Annotated in this window: 18 protein-coding genes, 2 pseudogenes and 1 other annotated feature; of the genes and pseudogenes, 15 read left to right on the top strand and 5 right to left on the bottom strand. The window is 41.6% G+C overall.

The window, feature by feature from the left end; translation table 11 throughout:
* Nucleotides 1-255 (top strand): annotated as a pseudogene (locus BMZ06_RS06525) (hypothetical protein); the annotation flags it as partial.
* A gap of 123 nt (nucleotides 256-378) precedes the next feature.
* On the opposite strand, the gene BMZ06_RS06520 reads toward BMZ06_RS06525, so the two are convergent.
* Nucleotides 379-576: a hypothetical protein gene (locus BMZ06_RS06520; RefSeq protein ID WP_089751253.1), complete on the bottom strand. Its 198-nt coding sequence runs from the start codon at nucleotides 574-576 to the stop codon at nucleotides 379-381.
* A 170-nt stretch (nucleotides 577-746) separates the two neighbouring features.
* On the opposite strand from BMZ06_RS06520, the gene BMZ06_RS06515 reads away from it, so the two are divergent.
* Both BMZ06_RS06515 and fabF read left to right on the top strand, forming a co-directional pair.
* Nucleotides 747-1,679 carry a beta-ketoacyl-ACP synthase III gene (locus BMZ06_RS06515; RefSeq protein WP_089751252.1) on the top strand — a complete coding sequence of 311 codons (933 nt, stop codon included), beginning with the start codon at nucleotides 747-749 and terminating at the stop codon, nucleotides 1,677-1,679.
* A gap of 18 nt (nucleotides 1,680-1,697) precedes the next feature.
* Complete coding sequence (gene fabF, locus BMZ06_RS06510; RefSeq protein WP_089751251.1) at nucleotides 1,698-2,939, top strand: beta-ketoacyl-ACP synthase II; 1,242 nt, start codon at nucleotides 1,698-1,700, stop codon at nucleotides 2,937-2,939.
* 52 nt (nucleotides 2,940-2,991) lie between these two features.
* Here fabF and BMZ06_RS06505 read toward each other — a convergent pair whose 3' ends face one another.
* Complete coding sequence (locus tag BMZ06_RS06505; protein ID WP_245755962.1) at nucleotides 2,992-3,996, bottom strand: LCP family glycopolymer transferase; 1,005 nt, start codon at nucleotides 3,994-3,996, stop codon at nucleotides 2,992-2,994.
* 155 nt (nucleotides 3,997-4,151) lie between these two features.
* Here BMZ06_RS06505 and BMZ06_RS06500 point away from each other — a divergent pair, with 155 nt between their 5' ends.
* Nucleotides 4,152-4,352, top strand: coding sequence for a YuzI family membrane protein (locus BMZ06_RS06500; RefSeq protein WP_089751250.1), 201 nt, complete (start codon nucleotides 4,152-4,154; stop codon nucleotides 4,350-4,352).
* 90 nt (nucleotides 4,353-4,442) lie between these two features.
* Nucleotides 4,443-5,204 carry a YjbA family protein gene (locus BMZ06_RS06495; RefSeq protein WP_089751249.1) on the top strand — a complete coding sequence of 254 codons (762 nt, stop codon included), beginning with the start codon at nucleotides 4,443-4,445 and terminating at the stop codon, nucleotides 5,202-5,204.
* Between the two features lie 40 nt (nucleotides 5,205-5,244).
* On the opposite strand, the gene trpS is transcribed toward BMZ06_RS06495, so the two are convergent.
* Nucleotides 5,245-6,246, bottom strand: coding sequence for a tryptophan--tRNA ligase (gene trpS, locus BMZ06_RS06490; RefSeq protein ID WP_089751248.1), 1,002 nt, complete (start codon nucleotides 6,244-6,246; stop codon nucleotides 5,245-5,247).
* A 59-nt stretch (nucleotides 6,247-6,305) separates the two neighbouring features.
* Nucleotides 6,306-6,504, bottom strand: a binding site (T-box leader).
* Nucleotides 6,505-6,557: 53 nt separating this feature from the next.
* On the bottom strand, nucleotides 6,558-6,929 hold the full coding sequence (locus BMZ06_RS06485; RefSeq protein ID WP_089751247.1) for a DUF3899 domain-containing protein: 372 nt from the start codon (nucleotides 6,927-6,929) through the stop codon (nucleotides 6,558-6,560).
* Nucleotides 6,930-7,330: 401 nt separating this feature from the next.
* On the opposite strand from BMZ06_RS06485, the pseudogene BMZ06_RS06480 reads away from it, so the two are divergent.
* The 8 genes and pseudogenes from BMZ06_RS06480 to spxA all read left to right on the top strand — a co-directional run bounded on the left by BMZ06_RS06480 (nucleotide 7,331) and on the right by spxA (nucleotide 16,412).
* A pseudogene (locus BMZ06_RS06480) lies at nucleotides 7,331-9,026 on the top strand (peptide ABC transporter substrate-binding protein).
* A gap of 175 nt (nucleotides 9,027-9,201) precedes the next feature.
* On the top strand, nucleotides 9,202-10,128 hold the full coding sequence (gene opp3b / locus BMZ06_RS06475; RefSeq protein ID WP_014642554.1) for an oligopeptide ABC transporter permease: 927 nt from the start codon (nucleotides 9,202-9,204) through the stop codon (nucleotides 10,126-10,128).
* 6 nt (nucleotides 10,129-10,134) lie between these two features.
* Complete coding sequence (gene opp3C, locus BMZ06_RS06470; protein ID WP_089751246.1) at nucleotides 10,135-11,268, top strand: oligopeptide ABC transporter permease; 1,134 nt, start codon at nucleotides 10,135-10,137, stop codon at nucleotides 11,266-11,268.
* A 15-nt stretch (nucleotides 11,269-11,283) separates the two neighbouring features.
* Nucleotides 11,284-12,345, top strand: coding sequence for an ABC transporter ATP-binding protein (locus BMZ06_RS06465; protein WP_089751245.1), 1,062 nt, complete (start codon nucleotides 11,284-11,286; stop codon nucleotides 12,343-12,345).
* The gene (locus BMZ06_RS06460; protein ID WP_089751244.1) at nucleotides 12,342-13,280 is read left to right on the top strand and encodes an ABC transporter ATP-binding protein; all 939 of its coding nucleotides are present in this window, start codon (nucleotides 12,342-12,344) and stop codon (nucleotides 13,278-13,280) included. The genes BMZ06_RS06465 and BMZ06_RS06460 overlap by 4 nt, the downstream gene beginning before the upstream one ends.
* Before the next feature lie 501 nt (nucleotides 13,281-13,781).
* On the top strand, nucleotides 13,782-14,999 hold the full coding sequence (locus tag BMZ06_RS06455; RefSeq protein ID WP_089751243.1) for a putative glycoside hydrolase: 1,218 nt from the start codon (nucleotides 13,782-13,784) through the stop codon (nucleotides 14,997-14,999).
* 143 nt (nucleotides 15,000-15,142) lie between these two features.
* On the top strand, nucleotides 15,143-15,736 hold the full coding sequence (locus BMZ06_RS06450; RefSeq protein ID WP_089751242.1) for a GNAT family N-acetyltransferase: 594 nt from the start codon (nucleotides 15,143-15,145) through the stop codon (nucleotides 15,734-15,736).
* A gap of 280 nt (nucleotides 15,737-16,016) precedes the next feature.
* Nucleotides 16,017-16,412 carry a transcriptional regulator SpxA gene (gene spxA, locus BMZ06_RS06445; RefSeq protein WP_014642562.1) on the top strand — a complete coding sequence of 132 codons (396 nt, stop codon included), beginning with the start codon at nucleotides 16,017-16,019 and terminating at the stop codon, nucleotides 16,410-16,412.
* Between the two features lie 46 nt (nucleotides 16,413-16,458).
* Here the strand turns inward: spxA and BMZ06_RS06440 are convergent, their stop codons facing one another.
* Complete coding sequence (locus BMZ06_RS06440) at nucleotides 16,459-17,121, bottom strand: TerC family protein (RefSeq protein WP_089751241.1); 663 nt, start codon at nucleotides 17,119-17,121, stop codon at nucleotides 16,459-16,461.
* A gap of 297 nt (nucleotides 17,122-17,418) precedes the next feature.
* On the opposite strand from BMZ06_RS06440, the gene mecA reads away from it, so the two are divergent.
* Both mecA and BMZ06_RS06430 read left to right on the top strand, forming a co-directional pair.
* Nucleotides 17,419-18,120, top strand: coding sequence for an adaptor protein MecA (gene mecA, locus BMZ06_RS06435; RefSeq protein WP_089751240.1), 702 nt, complete (start codon nucleotides 17,419-17,421; stop codon nucleotides 18,118-18,120).
* Between the two features lie 94 nt (nucleotides 18,121-18,214).
* Complete coding sequence (locus tag BMZ06_RS06430) at nucleotides 18,215-19,360, top strand: competence protein CoiA (RefSeq protein WP_175477815.1); 1,146 nt, start codon at nucleotides 18,215-18,217, stop codon at nucleotides 19,358-19,360.

The following is a 19,360-nucleotide window of genomic DNA, read 5'->3' as shown; positions in this document are numbered from 1 at the left end:
GAAACGCCATCGATCTTCAAAAGAATGATGGAATGGTTGAGGAGAAGGCTCCGGATGATTCGATGGAAAGAATGGAAATTGCCTAAGACAAAAGTGAATAATTTAATAGCATTGGGAGTGACAAAGGCGAAAGCCTTCGAATGGGGAAATACAAGAAAAGGCTACTGGCGTATAGCCAGTAGCCCAATTCTCCATCGCACACTCAATGACCATTATTGGCAACGTATGGGTTTGAAATCATTGAATGCACGTTGAATTTTATGAAACCGCCGTATACGGAACCGTACGTACGGTGGTGTGAGAGGACGGAGGTTAGTCACCTCCTCCTACTCGATTCAGCAATCGGCTGGATGGTAAGAAAAAAATGAAGCAATGCCGCTACTTTTTAAATTTATTAATCATAGGCTTTATCATCGGATAGATCGATTTCCATGTTTTATTAACTTCTTCCCACATTGTTCCCCAGTCGGCCGATGGCTGTTCTTCTTTTTTTTCTTCTTCTGGTTCTTCCGCTTGTTTACGATTATTAGGACCTTGCCAGAAATGATCGAATGGAGATTGAGGTTTATTGGCCATGACATTCACCCCCTTATACGTACTGTATGTAAGCGGGGTTTCCTCTTTGTGGGCGTCCCTATTATTGGAAAAGCTTCTACTTGCAGAAACCAAAGAGATGAATTAAAATTAGTACCAAGTCATAAGAATTGATATAAGAAATCAGACTTTACCTTTAAGGGGATGAATATATGAACGCAGGTATATTGGGTGTAGGTCACTACGCTCCAGAAAAAGTCCTTACCAACCAAGATTTAGAGAAAATGGTGGATACAAGTGATGAATGGATCCGGTCCCGAACTGGAATAGAAGAACGCCGTATCGCGGCAGACGGGGAAGACACTTCTCATATGGCTGTAAACGCAGCGAGAAGTGCTTTAGAGGATGCCGACATGGACGCGCAAGAGCTTGATATGATTCTGGTCGCAACCGTTACGCCTGACCAGCCTTTCCCTTCTGTAGCTACCATGTTGCAAGAGCAGCTTGGAGCTAGAAAAGTAGCGGCAATGGATCTAAGCGCAGCCTGTGCAGGATTTATGTACGGTGTTATTACAGCTAAGCAATTCATTGAAAGCGGCGGTTATAAGAATGTTCTGGTTGTAGGTGTTGAGAAATTATCCAAGATCACGAACTGGGAAGACCGAAACACATGCGTCCTATTCGGAGACGGAGCAGGCGCAGCGGTTATCGGACCGGTCAGTGACGATAAAGGGATTATGTCCTTTGAACTCGGATCTGATGGAAGCGGCGGACCACACTTGTACCAGGATGAAACCTTGTTCATGAACGGTAGAGAAGTGTTTAAATTTGCAGTAAGACAAATGCCTGAGTCTTCTGTGAACGTGGTCAAGAAAATTGGCCTCAAAGAAGAAGATGTAGATTATTTAATCCCGCATCAGGCTAATATAAGAATTATGGAAGCTGCACGCGAACGCCTGGGTATTTCAGAGGATAAGATGGCTACTTCTGTGAAACGATACGGAAATACATCTTCTGCATCAATCCCAATGGCTTTGTCAGAAGAAGTAAAAGCAGGTAAAATAAAAGATAACGATTTAGTAGTACTTGTCGGATTTGGTGGCGGACTCACCTGGGGCGCCGTAGCTCTCCGATGGGGTAAGTAACCGAGGAGGAATACATTTATGGATAAACGACGTGTCGTCATTACCGGTATGGGAGCAGTCACTCCTGTAGGTAATTCAGTAGAAGAAATGTGGAGCAGTATTAAAAGCGGCCGATCTGGTGTCGGCGAAATAACGAAAGTGAACAAAGATGATTATCCGGTCAGCGTCGCTGCTGAATTAAAAGACTTTGATCCTTCCAGCTATATTGACCGTAAAGATGCTCGCCGTATGGATCCATTTGTTCAATATGCTATGGTTGCTTCTCATATGGCCGTAGAGGATGCAGGCTTGAAAATTACAGATGAAATTGCCAATCGCACCGGTGTATGGATTGGCTCAGGAATTGGCGGAATGGGAACATACGAATCCCAATTCGAAACTTTTCAGAAGAAAGGCTACCGCCGCGTGAGTCCGTTCTTCATCCCGATGATGATTCCGGATATGGCAGCCGGTCAGGTTTCCATTTCGCTTGGTGCCAAAGGGATTAATTCCTGTACCGTAACGGCCTGCTCTTCCGGAGCAAACTCAATTGGTGATGCTTTCAAAGTCATCCAAAGAGGTGACGCTGACGTCATGATTGCAGGCGGAACCGAAGCGCCAATGAACAAAATGTCCTTTGCTGGCTTTGCGTCCGCACGAGCGCTTTCTCTGAACGAAGACCCTAATACAGCAAGCCGTCCGTTTGATAAGGACCGTGATGGTTTTGTCATGGGAGAAGGGGCAGGTATTCTGATTCTTGAATCTCTGGAATCGGCGAAACAGCGTGGAGCTAAGATTTACGGTGAACTAACCGGATATGGCTCAACAGGTGACGCTTATCATATTACATCACCAGCTCCAGAAGGAGACGGAGCTTCACGTGCGATGAAGCAGGCTCTGCAAGATGCAGGAGTGGAGCCGGAAGCGATCGATTATTTGAATGCTCACGGAACATCTACAGAATTGAACGATAAGTTTGAAACGTTCGCTGCTAAGACCGTGTTTAAGGATCATGCGAATAAACTGGCGATCTCGTCTACGAAATCCATGACCGGACATTTGCTTGGAGCGGCAGGGGCAGTTGAGTCTGTCATTTCATTAAAAGCAATTAATGAAGGAATTCTGCCTCCAACGATCAACTATGAAACTCCGGATCCGGAGTGTGATTTGGATTATGTGCCGAATGAAGCGAGAAAACAGGAGATTAATGCGGTTATGAGTAACTCTCTAGGCTTTGGCGGTCACAACGCTACGTTGATTTTCCAGAAATACAATGATTAATATAGAGGAAGTCCCCAATGCTAAGCTCGGCATCGGGGACTTTTTTTTGTAACTATTCTTCTTGTTCATATAAGAACTTCTTTAAGTCCTCACGGGTTTGGTCCTGGTCGTGATTTAAGACAAGACCTGTTGGGTACGGCTTTCGTTCATTCCATACATTTTCATTGGTTGGGATCCGGATCGTTTTCAGCTTCTCGGGGGGATGAAGGAAGTAATCCTTGGCCGCTTCCATATACATACCGTTTCCTGCATCTGTATCCACGTAAGGTTGTATAGAGCCAAGCAGCCGCGGCACTTTCCAAAGACTTTCAATGGAAAGAAGCTGTTCTTTCAGTAAGGAAAGAACTTCCTGCTGGCGTTCTACACGGCCGAAGTCACCCTCGCTGTCACTTCTAAAACGTGAATAAGCGAGAAGTTCCTCTCCATCCAGCTTCTGAACACCTTTATTCAAGTCAATAACGGTGTCTCCACCTTCTGATTGATAATTCAAATCCTTCTTTATCGAAACCTCGAGTCCCCCAGGAGCGATCGTATCAATGATATGGCTGAAACCGCTGAAATCCACCATTGCATAATGCTCCAATGGAATATCGAAATTTTGTGCTATGGTCTTTCTGAGAAGTTCCGGGCCTCCCAGCGCATAAGCTGCATTAATTTTGTTTGAACCGTGCCCGGGAATCTTTACATATGTATCCCGCATAATGGAAGCAAGCTTCAAGCTCTTTCTTTCCGGGTGGTAGCGAAGAATCATAATTGTATCTGTTCGTGCAGTCTCTGCATTTCTCTGGTCCGTCCCTAAAAGGAGTAGCGATAATGCACCTTCGGGGTCTGGTTCTCCATGAAAAGGAAAAGAAGTCTCTTTCTTACCATCTTCAATGTCTATATCAGGTTTAATAGGAGAATGACTTTGCTGGCTTAAAGCCTGCTGCTTCCCTGCTAAATATTCATAAGCGGTGAAACCAGCGGTAAAAAGCAAACACAGCGATAAAACGGCAAGCATCACCTTTAATCTTCGTCTTTTTTTATCGATAGAGCATTTTGAACGAGTGGCACTCAAGCAACATCAACCTTTCCGGTTACGGTTCCAATCTTCCCTTAATTTACCTTTAAATGGCAAAGAAGTAAAGAGGAAGAAGGAAGTACGAAACAAGGGCATGTCCGAGGGACAACCTTCATATTATAGAACAGGAGGACAGGCCGGGAGGTTGTCACATGTGGTGGTGGATCGTATTTTTGACGGGGTTCGGTTTTGCTGTAGCTGGAGGAACCGTGACGATTACGTATTTGAACCTCATTCCAGCAGGTCTCAGCTGGTGGGAATTTCTCATTTTGATTCAGTCCAGGTTTGAATGTTACTTGTTTCCCTTAGGGATTTTGTTCATAACGACAGCCATTATATTTATGAAAGATTAGTTTAGTAAATAATGGATCTAAAGAATAAAATAGCCATTATTGGTCATAATGTAACCTAAAGAGATCACTGAATGAAAGTGAGGGGCCGATATGCTATACATGCACGACTTATGGGTAAATTGGTTTGAAGGTGAAGAGAATGGATACAATGTCTGTCGCTTCCACGAGTGGAGGAAGGAAGACGGAATTGAACTAGTCGATCAAATTCCACTCCTGCTTGTAACGAATGAACTATTTAACTTTATTGAAAATGATTTGCAGGATTTGCCGCTACCCTTGCTGCAGGACGTCCATAGAAAGACGTACACGAAAAAGAATCAGGAGAGACAAACCGTTGAATATGCTGCGGTCGTAACAAACGGGGAAGATGTGATCGTATTTGACACCCTTGGATACACCCTGCCTGTTAAAAAAAGCCGATTAATTCCAAGACAGGAACGTCTGGTATTTGAAATGGTTCAGGGCAAGAAGCCTGCTTCCTATTCAATAGAAGAAAGTGTACTAAAAGAACACCACATTCTTTCTCTCGACCCTGCTAAAATGGCAGGACTGACACGCAGAGAAAGGCAGCTAAAACAACTACTTATGATGGCCCTGGACCAACTGAAAAATTCCGATCATCCAGAAGAAATCAGATATTGGCTTACTGAATGGGATCCTGACCAATATCCATACTTGAAGCAGCTGACGAATGAGGAGGCATGGGACCTCTTATATGAAGGAACTTGCAAGGGATGGACTTCTTTACATGAAGAGCTGTGTGAGAAACTTGTTAAAGGGCAGCCCTTCTTTGAAACGATTTGGCAAGGAGAAAACCAGCACGTCTCCGACAAAATAAACAGCCAGAATTGAGTAATCTCACTCAATTCTGGCTGTTCTTCTGGATCTTCAGTTATTTTTTCTTTCTCACGCGGCCGAGTCCCATGGCCTTCTTCGCTTTGCGCAGCATCTTATTGGCTACAAAAGAAGCATCTTCGGCACCTTTATCTAAAATATCATCCAGTTCTTCAGATTCAATCAGTTCATAATACCGATCCTGGATCGGTTTCAGTGTCTCGACGACAGCGGCTCCCACGTCCTCTTTGAAGACTCCGTATCCTTTTCCTTCATATTTAGCTTCAAGTTCTTCAATACCGATTCCGGAGCAAATCGAGTAAATCGTCAGCAAATTAGATACTCCCGGTTTATTTTCCTTATCGAACTTCACAATTCCTTCAGAGTCCGTAACGGCACTTTTTACCTTTTTCATTATTTTTTTCTCATCATCGAGCATCGAAATATAGCCTTTCTGGTTTTCGTCCGACTTGCTCATTTTTTTAGTCGGTTCCTGCAGAGACATAATTCTCGCCCCGGTTTTTGGAATGCGAACTTCAGGCACTGTAAAGATATCATTGTATTTATTATTAAAACGCTGTGCCAGATTCCTTGTCAGTTCAAGGTGCTGCTTCTGATCTTCACCCACAGGTACGATGTCTGTTTGATAGAGAAGAATATCCGAAGCCATGAGAGGAGGGTAAGTCAGCAATCCCGAGGTGACGCCTTCCTTGCCGCCCGAAGCGGATTTGTCTTTAAATTGGGTCATCCTCTCAAGTTCTCCTATATAACTCACACATTGCAGCATCCACCCAAGCTGCGTATGTGCAGGCACCTCAGACTGAATGAATAATGTAGATTTCTCAGTATCGATACCTGAGGCTAAATACAAAGCCGCAAGAGAACGGATGTTATCCCTGAGCTTTAAGCGGTCCTGCGGTACAGTAATCGCGTGCTCATCTACAATGCAGAAATAGCATTTCTGATCATGCTGCAAGTCTACGAAGTGCTTCATCGCTCCTAAATAGTTCCCAAGTGTTAACGTACCACTCGGCTGAATCCCTGAAAAAATGGTTTTCATCACTTTCACCTCATCATTAGTTTTTGATTATAAAAAAAGATCATTCATCTCTTCCATATGGAAGGGACGAATGATCCGCGGTGCCACCCTGATTACTTTTAAACGTAAAAGTCAACTTTATGATCGTTAACGCCGATCGTGCGTCGATAGAAGCTCCTAAGGCCCATTTCCTCCCACTGATCCTGACTGTTCCCAGCATCCACAGTCTCTCTGAAAAGATTACAGTGTCGAGTACTATTCCTTATTCATAGCCTTTAGTTTTATTTTGTAAGATTTATATTATAGACGATATTTTTTTTATGTGCAACTAGCTATAGATTATAGTAAAGCGCCAGTAAAGCCAGTAAACCTGCTGTTAACATTCCGCCATGAAAAAGAAAGAACTTCAGCCACGTACTTTCAATGGTCTGGGAAGGTAGAGGTTTCTGCTTCCAATCGTCAAGATAATCCTGTTGTTTAGAAACGCGGTTATAAAATCTTCTCATACTATACGTAATGGCATCGAAGAACCCTCCACGGATTACCCAGAGAAGTATTCCGACGAACAAATAGAAATAGGCAATATAGAAAAGCTGATTAATAAAATGGAATAAATCATAGACAGGAGCCAATATGGCGAATAGCAAGCTGACAAGCAGAATATTGCCTGCGACCCCCATCCATTTATTTCTTAGCACATTCACCGAATGTCACACCTTTCATCAAAACTCGTACATATTATATCACGTCTTTAACTATGAAGGAATTGTAAATGGAATTAATAAACAGAAAATTCACGGTTGAAGAAATATTGAATGGTATATTCAATTACTTTAACGTATAACCGCATTAAATGGGGATTCGTGTACCTGAATGCTTCTTTTTTATACAAAATAGCTTATGATTTATCAAATTCGACACGTAAATGTTGTAAAATAAACTAGGTAAAAAGTCATGTTTTATGTTACAGAAAAGTAATAATGATGGGCTTCCTACTATTTTTCGGAAAAAAAGGTAATGCAAAATAGTTAGAAAACTTGTATAATTCGTATTGTGGACAAAGCGCCACGATACTTTTAGAAAAATTAGGGGAGGTCTTTTCTACATGAAAAAGACAAATTGGTTATTGCTAGTACTAGCATTAGTACTAAGCATGTTCCTGGCTGCATGTTCAGGAGGAGGAAATGAATCCGGAGGAGATTCAGGTTCTTCTGACAACGGCGGGGATTCAGAGAATACTGAAGAACAATCTTCAGGAGATAGCGAACAAGTACTTAACATTACAGACAGTGCAGAGATCCCAACGATGGATCCAGCACTTGCTACAGACGCAGTAGCTTTCCAATTCCTTGGTTCCACAATGGACGGGCTTTATCGTCTGGGTGAAGGTGGAAAACCAGAACCAGCAATTGCGAAAGACCACGAAGTAAGTGAAGATGCCCTTACTTGGACATTTAACCTGCGTGAAGATGCAACATGGTCAAACGGTGAGCCTGTTACAGCGAACGACTTCGTTTACGCTTGGCAGCGCGCTGTAAACCCTGATACAGGATCTGAATATGGTCCTTACATGATGGGCGGAGTTATTAAAAATGCAACTGCTATCGCTGATGGCGAAACACCTCCAGAAGAACTGGGTGTTAAAGCAGTAGATGATTATACGCTTGAAATTACTCTTGAAAAACCGATTCCTTATTTCGAATCATTAACTACTTTTGGTACGTTCCTTCCATTGAATCAGAAATTCGTTGAAGAGCAAGGCGAAGACTTCGCTCTTGAAGCTGAAACTCTAGCATCCAACGGTCCTTTCACAATGACTGAATGGAACCACGGCGAAGGCTGGACTCTTGAGAAGAATGAAGATTACTGGGATGCTGAAGCAGTTAAACTTGATAAAATTAATGTAAGTGTTGTTAAAGAAACTTCTACTGGTGTAAACCTTTACCAGAGCGGTGACATTGACCGTACAGCTCTATCAGCTGAATTCGTTGACCAGTACCGTTCTAATGAAGACTTCCAAGTTGAAAAAAGAACCTACTTTGTTCTACTTGAAGTTCAACCAGGAGAACGAAATCCTAGGAAACGTTAAAGCTCGTAAAGCTATGCAGATGATTATTAACCGTGAAGACATGGTTAACGTTATCCTGAACAATGGATCTCTCCCTGCAGTAGGTGATATTCCTGAAGATTTCGTTAAGCACCCTGAAAGCGGAGAAGACTTCCGTGAAATTAACGGTGATCTTGTAGAGACTAATAAAGAAGAAGCTCAAAAACTTTGGTCTGAAGCTAAGCAGGAACTAGGTATTGAGGATGCTGAAATTGGCTACCTTGGCGGCGACAGTGATGTTGCTAAAAACCTTGATGCTTACCTTAAAGATCAGCTTGAAGAACTTGAAGGTTTGACAGTCAACGTCCAGGCCGTTCCATTTAAAGAGCGTATCGACCGCGACAAAAACATGGAGTATGACATCCAGAATGCTGGATGGGGACCTGACTATATTGACCCGAATACTTTCTTAAACATGTGGGTAACCGATGGTGGAAACAACCACACTGGTTATGCTAGTGACGAGTATGATGGAATGATTGAAAAAGCTAATAACGAGCTTGCTCAAGAGCCAGTTAAACGTTTTGAAACATTCCTTGAAGCAGAGAAGAAACTAATTCAAGAAGACGCTGTGCTTGCTCCACTTTATCAGCGTGCATCTGCTAAACTAGTTAAGCCATATGTAAAAGGTGTCATTACTAACCCTATGGGACCTGACTACATCTACAAGTACGCTTATATTGAAGGTAAATAATAGACAAATCTATTCTAAACCATATATAGGCTAGCTAATAAGGGAGAGAGTATATGTCCAAACAGTTGGCGTATGCTCTCTTTTTCCCTGTAAAGAAAGTATTCTAATTATAGACAACTTTCTGTCTATTCAAAAAATTAAAATAGTAGGTTTTAAATTCACAGGAGGTGTTCATATGACACGTTATATACTTCAAAGACTAGGATACATGATTATAACGATGTTCTTGATCGCTACCTTTACGTTCTTCCTGATGAAATTTTTACCAGGTACTCCCCTAAGTGCTGCAGATAAATTATCAGAAGAGCAACAAGCGGTAGTGTTAGAAAAGTACGGATTGGATGACCCGGTACCCGTACAGTATTTCAATTATATAGTTAACCTTACACAGGGTGACTTAGGCATATCTTTCCAGTTTGATAACAGGGAAGTGACCACTATTATTATGGAGCGTATTGGACCTTCGATGACAATAGGAGTTCAAGCCATGATCGTAGGTACCATTTTAGGGATGCTGCTAGGATTAGTGTCAGCAATTTATCATAATGGATTTTTGGATTATGGTTCGACATTCATAGCCGTACTCGGAAAATCCATACCTTCATTCGTATTTGCAGGAATTCTGCAATACTACGTTGGTGTTAAATTAGGCTGGTTCCCAGTTGCGTTATGGGGAACGTGGCAGCACACCGTAATGCCAACGATCGCCCTTGCGATCTTTCCGCTCGCCATTGCCGCCCGTTTTATGAGAACCGAGATGCTCGAGGTGTTAGGCTCTGACTATATTACAACGGCCCGTGCAAAAGGTGTTAACAAGTTCGGCGTTGTTTTCAAACATGGTCTGCGAAATGCTTTAATTCCATTAGTTACAGTACTCGGACCGCTAGCAATCGGTTTAGTGACGGGAACGCTTGTAATTGAGAACATTTTCGCCGTACCTGGGATTGGTGAACAATTCGTTAAAGCGATTAACACAAATGACTTTCCGATTATCATGGGTACCACGTTACTAATCGCGTTCCTTTTCATTTTCATCATCCTTGTCATTGATCTCCTTTATGGAGTCATTGATCCTAGAATCCGACTGGCTGAAGGAGAGTAGTAACTTATGGATAATCACAAACCATCGAAAGAATTATTTGTACCCGTAGAACGACAGGAAAATGAAGGTGAAAAAATAGCCAGACCGAGTCTTTCTTTCTGGCAGGACTCTTTTATGAGACTGCGTAAAAACGTAGGTGCCATGATCGGTCTTGCGACATTGATTATCTTAATTCTTATGGCTATTTTTGGTCCGTATATGAACTCATACGGAGAATTCGATCAGGACCTTGGCCGGGCTAAAATGCCTCCAAAAGTTGAAGGTCTGGGCTGGCTCGGAATGGACGGAACTTTGTCCGCAACGATGTCAGGTGAAACAGTAGAAGAAGCGACATCAAATGCAAATATGCGATTTAATAATGATGAAGAATTTATTAAGACATCCGTAGTTAGTGACGGTTCCAATGGAGAACCTGCACAAGTTAAAGCGGTATATGATGTCTATGCAGCAAAAGATATGAATGATCAGTCATTCTGGTTCGGAACAGACGGACTGGGCCGTGACTTATGGACACGTACTTGGAAAGGTACTCGTATTTCCTTGTACATTGCGTTATTAGCTGCAGCCATTGATATGGTAATTGGTGTAGCTTATGGAGGAATTTCTGCTTATTACGGAGGCCGTGTCGATAACTACATGCAGCGTATTATCGAAATTCTTATGGGTATTCCGAACCTGGTCGTTGTAATTCTCATGATCCTGATTCTGGAACCAGGAATAATATCCATCACCATAGCCTTGACGATAACCGGCTGGATATCGATGGCCAGGATTGTCAGAGGACAAATCCTGAAGCTGAAAAACCAGGAATTTGTATTGGCATCAAGAACCCTTGGTGCTCCGGACAACCGTATATTGAGAAAGCATTTAGTGCCTAACGTTACAGGCTTAATTGTTATTAATACCATGTTTACGATTCCAAGTGCCATATTCTTCGAGGCTTTCTTAAGCTTTATCGGACTAGGACTTCCTACTCCAATTGCCTCATTAGGTACCTTAATCGATGATGGATTTAAGTCTTTACAAATTTATCCGCATATTTTATTGTTCCCGGCAATTGTAATCTCACTAATCATGATTGCCTTTAATGTCTTAGCAGACGGTCTTCGTGATGCATTTGATCCGAAGATGCGTGAATAGGAGGTAGGTGTAACAATGGAAAAACTACTAGAAGTAAATAACATGCATGTATCCTTTGACACCTACGGCGGTGAAGTCAAAGCTGTACGTGGGGTTACTTTCGATCTGAAAAAAGGAGAAACTCTGGCTATTGTAGGTGAGTCAGGTTCTGGTAAATCAGTAACAACAAAAGCTCTGATGCAGCTGATACCTAAACCGCCTGGCCGAATTAAAGAAGGCGAGATCCTTTTTGAAGGCAGAGATTTAACGAAGATGAGTGAAAAGCAGATGCAGAAGATCCGTGGTAAGGAGATGGCCATGATTTTCCAGGATCCGATGACATCCTTAAACCCTACGATGAAAGTAGGAAACCAGATCATGGAAGGGTTGATCAAGCACCAGAAAATGGACCGCGCGCAGGCACGTAAGCGTGTTGTTGAGTTATTGGAGCTTGTAGGTATTCCTGATCCTGAAAGCCGATTAAAACAATATCCTCACCAGTTTTCCGGTGGAATGAGACAGCGTGTCGTTGTCGCTATAGCACTTGCTTGTAATCCTAAACTCTTGATCGCCGATGAGCCAACCACTGCTCTTGACGTAACGATTCAGGCTCAAATCCTTGAACTCATGAAGGATATTCAAAAGAAAACGGATTCAGCTACAATCTTCATTACACACGATCTCGGAGTAGTAGCCAACGTGGCTGACCGTGTAGCGGTTATGTATGCCGGGAAGATTGTTGAAATTGGCACAGTAGATGATATTTTCTACAATCCAAAACACCCTTATACGTGGGGACTACTCGGCTCCATGCCGTCTCTAGACAGTGCTGATGAAGAATTATATGCCATTCCAGGTTCGCCTCCGGATCTATTGGATCCTCCAAAAGGAGATGCGTTTGCACCCCGTAATGAGTACGCGATGCAGATTGACCTGGAGCAAGAGCCTCCAATGTTCAAAGTTTCTGAGACTCATTATGCAGCTACATGGTTGTTACATGAGAATGCTCCCAACATGGAGCCGCCTGCATCGATTAAGAAACGTATGGAGGGGATGGCTAAATCATCCTCAAGCAGTGAGAAAGGTGATCGCATATGAGTCAAGAGAAGCTGGTAGAGATTAAAAACCTAAAACAACATTTCAAGACTGGCCGCCACAGTGTGGTTAAAGCTGTAGATGGCTTGAACTTTGATATCTTTAAAGGTGAAACATTTGGTCTTGTTGGAGAGTCCGGCTGTGGAAAATCAACAACCGGACGTACCATCATTCGTCTTTATGATGCTACAGATGGAGAAGTTATCTTTAATGGTGAAAATGTTCACGGCAAGAAAAATCGTGAAGATCTGAAAAAGTTTAACCGTGAAATGCAAATGATTTTCCAGGATCCTTATGCTTCTTTAAATCCTCGTATGAAGGTAGAGGATATTATTGCGGAAGGCATGGATATCCACGGTCTTGCTAATAACGACAAAGAGCGTAAAGCAAAAGTTCATGAACTTTTAGAAACGGTTGGTTTGAATAAGGAACATGCGAACCGCTATCCTCACGAATTTAGTGGCGGACAGCGTCAGCGTATTGGAATTGCCCGTGCGCTGGCTGTAGATCCGAGCTTTATCATTGCGGATGAGCCGATTTCTGCTTTGGACGTATCCATTCAAGCTCAAGTGGTAAACCTGTTGAAAAAGCTTCAGCATGAAAAAGGACTGACGTATTTATTCATCGCTCACGATCTATCCATGGTTAAATATATTAGTGATCGAATTGGGGTTATGTATTTCGGTAAATTGGTGGAAGTTGCCGATGCAGATGATCTGTATAATCACCCGATCCATCCTTATACTCAATCGTTATTGTCAGCGATTCCGCTGCCTGACCCTGACTATGAACGTTCTCGTGAACGTTTTACGTATAATCCAAATAATCATGATACGAGTGAAGAACCGGAATTCCGTGAAGTACGTCCAGGACACTGGGTGCTTTGCACATCGAAGGAATTTGACTTCTACAAAAAAGAACATGCCACAACGAAATAAGTGTTCTGAAAGAGAGCTCTTGTCTACTGAGACAAGAGCTCTTTTTTTGATTAAGAGATGTAAAATCCCACAAAGATCTTGCAGAAAAGTTCCTGTTTGTTTAAGACTTGATTTCGAGACATTTGTTGAGCGGAAGGTCCTGCGGGGGACGATTTCGCTTTCCGGCCCTGCACGACGCAACGTCGATCGACCCTGCGTCATGTAGGGCCGCAGGAAAGCGAGTTGTTTCCGCAGCCATTCCTTCTCTATATTAAGTAAAGGACCCAAAGATATCTCGAAACTGATTCTTTCAGTAACTGGACTTATAGTTGAATAACATTTTTAAGAAATTAATAATAAAAATTAATTCAGAACTAATTCTTGTTTAACAATTATAAAAAAATCCGATAGTAAATAGAGAGTTGAAGAATATTTACATAAATTTCAATTAAGGGCTATTCTTAGCAACTAACCTCTTATATAATGAATAGTGACAAAAAATTAAAATAGGAGCAGGATTAAATGGGGAAAAAACGGAAGTGGATGTTAATCGTTGCTAGTCTTTTACTGATCTCTTGTACTGTACCTCTACATAACGTTAATGCCGAAAATGAAGAAAAGAAAGAAGTCTCTATGCTTACGAAGAAGGAACTAGGTTTGAAGAAGCTGGATACCTCACAGCCAGCTGCACGCTTTATGTATAATTCAGGGTTCAAGTTTGAATATCCTGATGCTGTAAGAGGGATCTATGTAACCGGTCCTTCAGCAGGCGGAAAGAAAATGAGTGAATTGACTAAACTGGTAGAGAACTCGGACTTAAATGCCATGGTAATCGATATTAAAGAAGACCATGGAAACATAACGTTTCAACCGGAAAAAGGCTCGCCGTACGCAGACATTGCCGAACCATTTATCGATGATCCTAAGAAAATGCTGAAAACACTGGAGGAGAAAGGTATTTATCCTATAGCCCGTGTGGTAGTATTTAAGGATTCAATGCTTGCTGAAAAAAGACCGGACTTGTCTTATACAAAGAATGGCAAGGTATGGGTGAACGGAAGAGGAGAAGCCTTTGTTAACCCATTTTTAAAAGAAGTATGGGAGTATAATCTTGATATAGCAAAGCGGGCAGCTGAAATGGGCTTTCAGGAAATACAGTTTGATTATGTCCGTTTTCCAGAGGGATTCGGAAATCGGGCCAGCGTCCTGGAGTATGACCAGGGTGAATATGCTAATCTGGAAATGGAAGAAGTACAGAAACGTGTGAAAGCTGTAACCGATTTTGTAGCTTTTGCCAACGAAGAATTATCTCGTTACGACGTTGATGTTTCTGTAGATATCTTCGGATATTCTGCTACGATTCCGGAAGCTCCAAATATTGGTCAGAATTTCTCGAAAATCTCTGAAAACGTCGATGTTATATCATCAATGATTTATCCAAGTCACTGGGGGCCATATTTTGACATATCCAAACCGGATACAGAACCTTACCGAGTCATTGATGAGTATGCTAAAGTCGAGAATGAAGTATTAAGTAAACTGGAGAACCAACCAACTTCCCGGCCATGGCTGCAGGATTTTGAAGCTCCCTGGCTTTATTCAGGAGCTACTAAGCAGTACGGCAAGGCTGAAGTAGAAGCGCAAATCAAAGCTCTTGAGGAAAATGGCATTCATGAGTATCTCTTATGGAACGCTACAAATAATTACACCTCAAATGTTGATTATACCCCTATGAATTAAAAAGGAAGAGTGCTGGACACCGGCACTCTTCGTTTATTTTTTAAGGAAGCAGGGAAGGTTAATGAATGGTGAACTTCTACGGATTTAACAATAATAGCAAACTTCTGTATAATGAAAGTAATTAATGAAAAGGGAGTAGATCAATGAATTGGTATGAAAAGCTGAACAAATATTTCCCTGTAGAGGAAATGAAGTCAAAAGAACATATGGAAGCATTGCTCAAAGAAAAAAGCGATATCTACTATAAGGATGAAAGTGATAAACACGTATTAATGTATGCGGAATTCGATTCTTTCATTTTTATCGATTATGTATACGTTTCCAACGCTGCTCGCGGTCAAGGACTTGGGCATAAACTTATTGAGAAAATGAAGGCTAAAAATAAACCGATTATTCTGGAAGTGGAGCCAGTGGACTATGATGAGACGGATTCCGAAAAGCGTCTGCGTTTCTATCAAAGAGAAGGCTTCAAACATGCTCAGTCCATAGGATATACGAGGCGCTCCCTCGCTACAAACGAAGTCAACCAGATGGAAATTCTTTATTGGTCTCCAGAAGATGCTTCTGAAGAAGAGATTTATGAACAAATGAAACGTATGTACACGGAAGTTCATACCTATAGAGATGAAGAGTTCTATGGTAAAGCTTACCAGCATGTAGATGAGGTTCTTCAAATGGATGAAAATCGTGGAATCGACGATATTTTAGACGAACTGGATAAGTCTAAAAATTCTTAGGTTTCATTACCCACCAATAAACAGGTGGGTTTTTTCAATAAATGTTCACAATTGAAAAAACTCTTATTTTTTTGTACAGAATGTGGTTTAATATATCGCTTGCAGTGGTACATATTACTTCAAGATGAAAATAGACGTTTCAGGATTCGTTCCGATTCATATAGACATATGAAACAGTTGACAGATGTGTTATAGTTTAAGTAGGTCAGATTATAAAGATTGTAATTTAATAAGCAGTTCAAATTTTTACCATAATAATATTGAGGAGTGAAGTTTCTGTATGGTCACACTTTATACCTCACCAAGTTGTACATCATGCCGTAAAGCAAAGGCTTGGCTTGAAGAGCACGATATCCCTTATACGGAAAGAAACATCTTTTCCGAACCTCTTACTCTAGATGAGATTAAGCAGATCCTTAGAATGACGGAAGACGGAACTGAAGAGATTATCTCTACACGTTCTAAAGTATTCCAAAAGCTGAAGGTTGATTTCGATCAATTACCGATGCAGGATTTATTTGATCTTATTCAGGAAAACCCTGGTTTACTTCGCCGTCCGATTATCATTGATGATAAGCGTCTGCAAGTAGGTTATAACGAAGATGAGATTCGTCGCTTCCTTCCGCGAAGTGTACGTACGTTCCAATTAAAAGAAGCACAGAAGTTAGTTAATTAAATAAACGTTAAAACTGTGGTCCCGAGGGTCACAGTTTTTGTTTTAGTTATGTCCTTTCTTTTCGTTTATTTATAAAATAACCTGAAAAAGTAATGGCTATTACAGCAAGGACAGGCATCCAGACTTTTACATTAGGATAGTCCGTTATGAGGTAAGAAACGGATTGATCCTCGATAATCATTTCGGCTGCTGTATAAGCGAGTAATCCTGCTCCGAAGTAGATGAGAAGGGGAAACTTGTCCATTAGCAGGAGGATGAATCGACTCCCCCAGATGATAATCGGCACGGAAATTAATAGTCCAAAAACGACAAGTACTATATTGTTATGTGAAGCTCCAGCAATTGCGAGTACATTGTCAAAGCCCATAACAATATCGGCCAGTACGATGGTTTTAACTGCGGTCATTAAGTTATCGCCTGCTTGAATATCCTGGCTGTCATCGGTATCTGTTAATAATTGCATAGCAATGTAAAAAAGAAACAGTCCGCCTATTAATTGAAGGTAGGGAATTTGGAGAAGATAAAGAGCAACAGCTGTTAGTAAGATACGAGCTGCGATCGCAAGGCCCGTCCCAAGAAAAATGGCCTTATTTCTCTGGTGCTTGGGAAGGTTCCGGCTGGCTAGGGCAATTACGATGGCGTTATCGCCACCTAAAATGATATCAATACTGATAATGATTAAAATTGGTTCGAGCATGTCCCAGTTCATAGTAAATCCTCCCGCTTGTAGTGACAAAGCATTCAGAATAAGCTAAAATGGTAACCCAACAGAAACAAAATAAAGGGTCTTAAAAAAAGATATTCATTTTGGGTATAGTTATATGCTGAATTGAAGCAATTTGTTTTCCATTTGCCTTACACTGTCATACAATAGAATTAATCAATCCTTCATTCTACACATTTTGAAGGTTGAGGCTTTGACCTAACGGGTAAGGTTTTATAAGCATTAAAAAAGGGTGAGTATTCCCTTCCCCCTTAATACTTGTTAAGAAGGGAGAGAAATTTCATGGAAATAGAACGTATTAATGAAAACACGGTTAAGTTTTACGTCACTTACCAGGATGTAGAACAGCGTGGGTTCGACAGAGAAGAAATTTGGTATAACCGGGAACGAAGCGAGCAGCTTTTCTGGGAAATGATGGACGAAGTGAATGATCAGGAAAACTTCCAGGCTGACGGTCCATTGTGGATTCAAGTTCAAGCCATGGATAAAGGTTTAGAAGTGATCGTTACGAAAGCGCAAGTCTCCCAGGACGGTCAAAAACTCGAGCTCCCTAGTGACGATGAAAATGCTATTGATGTACCGGTTGATGAAAAACTGGAATCTTTGCTTGACGATAAATTTAGTAAATCTGATCAAAATGATCAGGGAGAAGAACAGGACACAGAGGATGAGGACCACAAGGATGAACCGTTGACATTCACATTAAAATTCAATGAGTTTGAAGACGTCATTCAACTCAGCCATTACATGTCTGTTGAGAATTCCATGGATCAGCGTCTTTTCCATTTCGAAGACAACTATTATTTATATATTCAGTTCATTGATGAAAATATGAGTGATGAAGAACAGGAAAATATGTTGAGCCAAGTAATGGAATTCGGACATGAGTCGCCTGTTACGATTTATCGTTTAGAGGAATATGGTAAAACCATATTCGATGAACAAGCTTTGACCAAAGTCAAAGAATATTTTCCAGCTCATTAACGTTTACAAGCACACCCTTACAAGTGTGCTTATTTTTTTGTATATAAAGGAAAATTGTGGATGTATGGCGAATAGAAGAGGAGGAGGTGAACGCTTGTTTTACGCCGAGGATTCCTCAGGAAAGCTACAGTCACTATTACACTTAACCCCTCAAGAATTGCAGGCCCCACGAACTTGTACCTACTACTGCCCTCATTGTAAAGAAGTCCTGTTGATTCGATCAGGACCAAAAGTGAAACCGCACTTTGCCCATTTTCCCAAAAGTGAGTGTGTCGCGAATCGTGGGGAGAGTGAAGCGCACGAACAAGGAAAATGGGCTTTGTATGAGTGGCTGGTTCATCACAACTACGAAACTAAATTAGAATACCCGCTACGTGGTCCCACTCAGCGTCCCGATGTATTTGTAACCATTGGCTCTAAACGAATAGCCATTGAATATCAATGTACCAAAATCCCTAAAGAAGAAATTAAGCGGCGAACTAGCCAGTACAAAGAACATGGTATTTTCCCTCTCTGGATTCTGGGAAGTCATCTCTTAAAACGAACGTCCCCAGGCACGATCCACATAAGCGAATTTCTTCGGAACTTTCTTTATTCCTTTCATAACCACTATTCCCTCTACTTTTTTAACTCCAAAACCCATCGTTTGACGATTGCTTCCAACTTGAGAAGCATCAGCCAGCGGAAAACCTTAGCCGATCTTCGCACTTATTCACTCTCAAGCATCCAATTTCCTCAACTGTTTCAAATTCCTGCTTCATCCTCTTTGCATGACTTGCTGCCCATGTGGGAAAAACTATTATATAAGCAACGGACCGTATACAATCCACACGTCAGTAAAGAAGTGCAGGCATTTCGGGATGATGTGTACAGGCGGGGGATTCACGTTTCATTGCTTCCTACACTTGCTTTCCTGCCATCTAAGGGGGAGGTTTCTGGAGCGGAGCCGTCCTATGTGTGGCAGACAAAGTTCCTGTTAGATCATTTCGTAGACCTTGCAGTAGGAGCACCCGTGTTTTTCCCTGAACAGACTGCTCCCTCCACCATTAATGGATATCAGCCGGATTTAATGAAAGAATATTCATATCTGCTTGAATCTCTTGGGTACATCAATAAGTCCGCAAATAAGGGATGGGTTAAGAAAAAACAGGTCATTATTCACCAACATATGAGGAATGCTCTCGAAGACGATCGAAAGACAGTCGCAGCATTAAAAAAACTGGAAAGAATCAATATTTAA

The organism is Halobacillus alkaliphilus (assembly GCF_900113125.1).
GTDB lineage: Bacteria > Bacillota > Bacilli > Bacillales > Halobacillaceae > Halobacillus > Halobacillus alkaliphilus.
The sequence above is the reverse complement of the archived record's forward strand: the minus strand, read 5'-3'. Positions and strand labels throughout refer to the sequence as shown.

What these genes read in the sequence shown, in the direction of transcription:
- BMZ06_RS06520 (WP_089751253.1), bottom strand. Translation starts at nt 576, where the DNA reads ATGGCCAATAAACCTCAATCTCCATTCGATCATTTCTGGCAAGGTCCT.
- mecA (WP_089751240.1), top strand. Translation starts at nt 17,419, where the DNA reads ATGGAAATAGAACGTATTAATGAAAACACGGTTAAGTTTTACGTCACT.
- BMZ06_RS06440 (WP_089751241.1), bottom strand. Translation starts at nt 17,121, where the DNA reads ATGAACTGGGACATGCTCGAACCAATTTTAATCATTATCAGTATTGAT.
- BMZ06_RS06500 (WP_089751250.1), top strand. Translation starts at nt 4,152, where the DNA reads ATGTGGTGGTGGATCGTATTTTTGACGGGGTTCGGTTTTGCTGTAGCT.
- BMZ06_RS06465 (WP_089751245.1), top strand. Translation starts at nt 11,284, where the DNA reads ATGGAAAAACTACTAGAAGTAAATAACATGCATGTATCCTTTGACACC.
- BMZ06_RS06455 (WP_089751243.1), top strand. Translation starts at nt 13,782, where the DNA reads ATGGGGAAAAAACGGAAGTGGATGTTAATCGTTGCTAGTCTTTTACTG.
- BMZ06_RS06460 (WP_089751244.1), top strand. Translation starts at nt 12,342, where the DNA reads ATGAGTCAAGAGAAGCTGGTAGAGATTAAAAACCTAAAACAACATTTC.
- opp3b (WP_014642554.1), top strand. Translation starts at nt 9,202, where the DNA reads ATGACACGTTATATACTTCAAAGACTAGGATACATGATTATAACGATG.
- opp3C (WP_089751246.1), top strand. Translation starts at nt 10,135, where the DNA reads ATGGATAATCACAAACCATCGAAAGAATTATTTGTACCCGTAGAACGA.
- fabF (WP_089751251.1), top strand. Translation starts at nt 1,698, where the DNA reads ATGGATAAACGACGTGTCGTCATTACCGGTATGGGAGCAGTCACTCCT.
- spxA (WP_014642562.1), top strand. Translation starts at nt 16,017, where the DNA reads ATGGTCACACTTTATACCTCACCAAGTTGTACATCATGCCGTAAAGCA.
- trpS (WP_089751248.1), bottom strand. Translation starts at nt 6,246, where the DNA reads ATGAAAACCATTTTTTCAGGGATTCAGCCGAGTGGTACGTTAACACTT.
- BMZ06_RS06515 (WP_089751252.1), top strand. Translation starts at nt 747, where the DNA reads ATGAACGCAGGTATATTGGGTGTAGGTCACTACGCTCCAGAAAAAGTC.
- BMZ06_RS06495 (WP_089751249.1), top strand. Translation starts at nt 4,443, where the DNA reads ATGCTATACATGCACGACTTATGGGTAAATTGGTTTGAAGGTGAAGAG.
- BMZ06_RS06450 (WP_089751242.1), top strand. Translation starts at nt 15,143, where the DNA reads ATGAATTGGTATGAAAAGCTGAACAAATATTTCCCTGTAGAGGAAATG.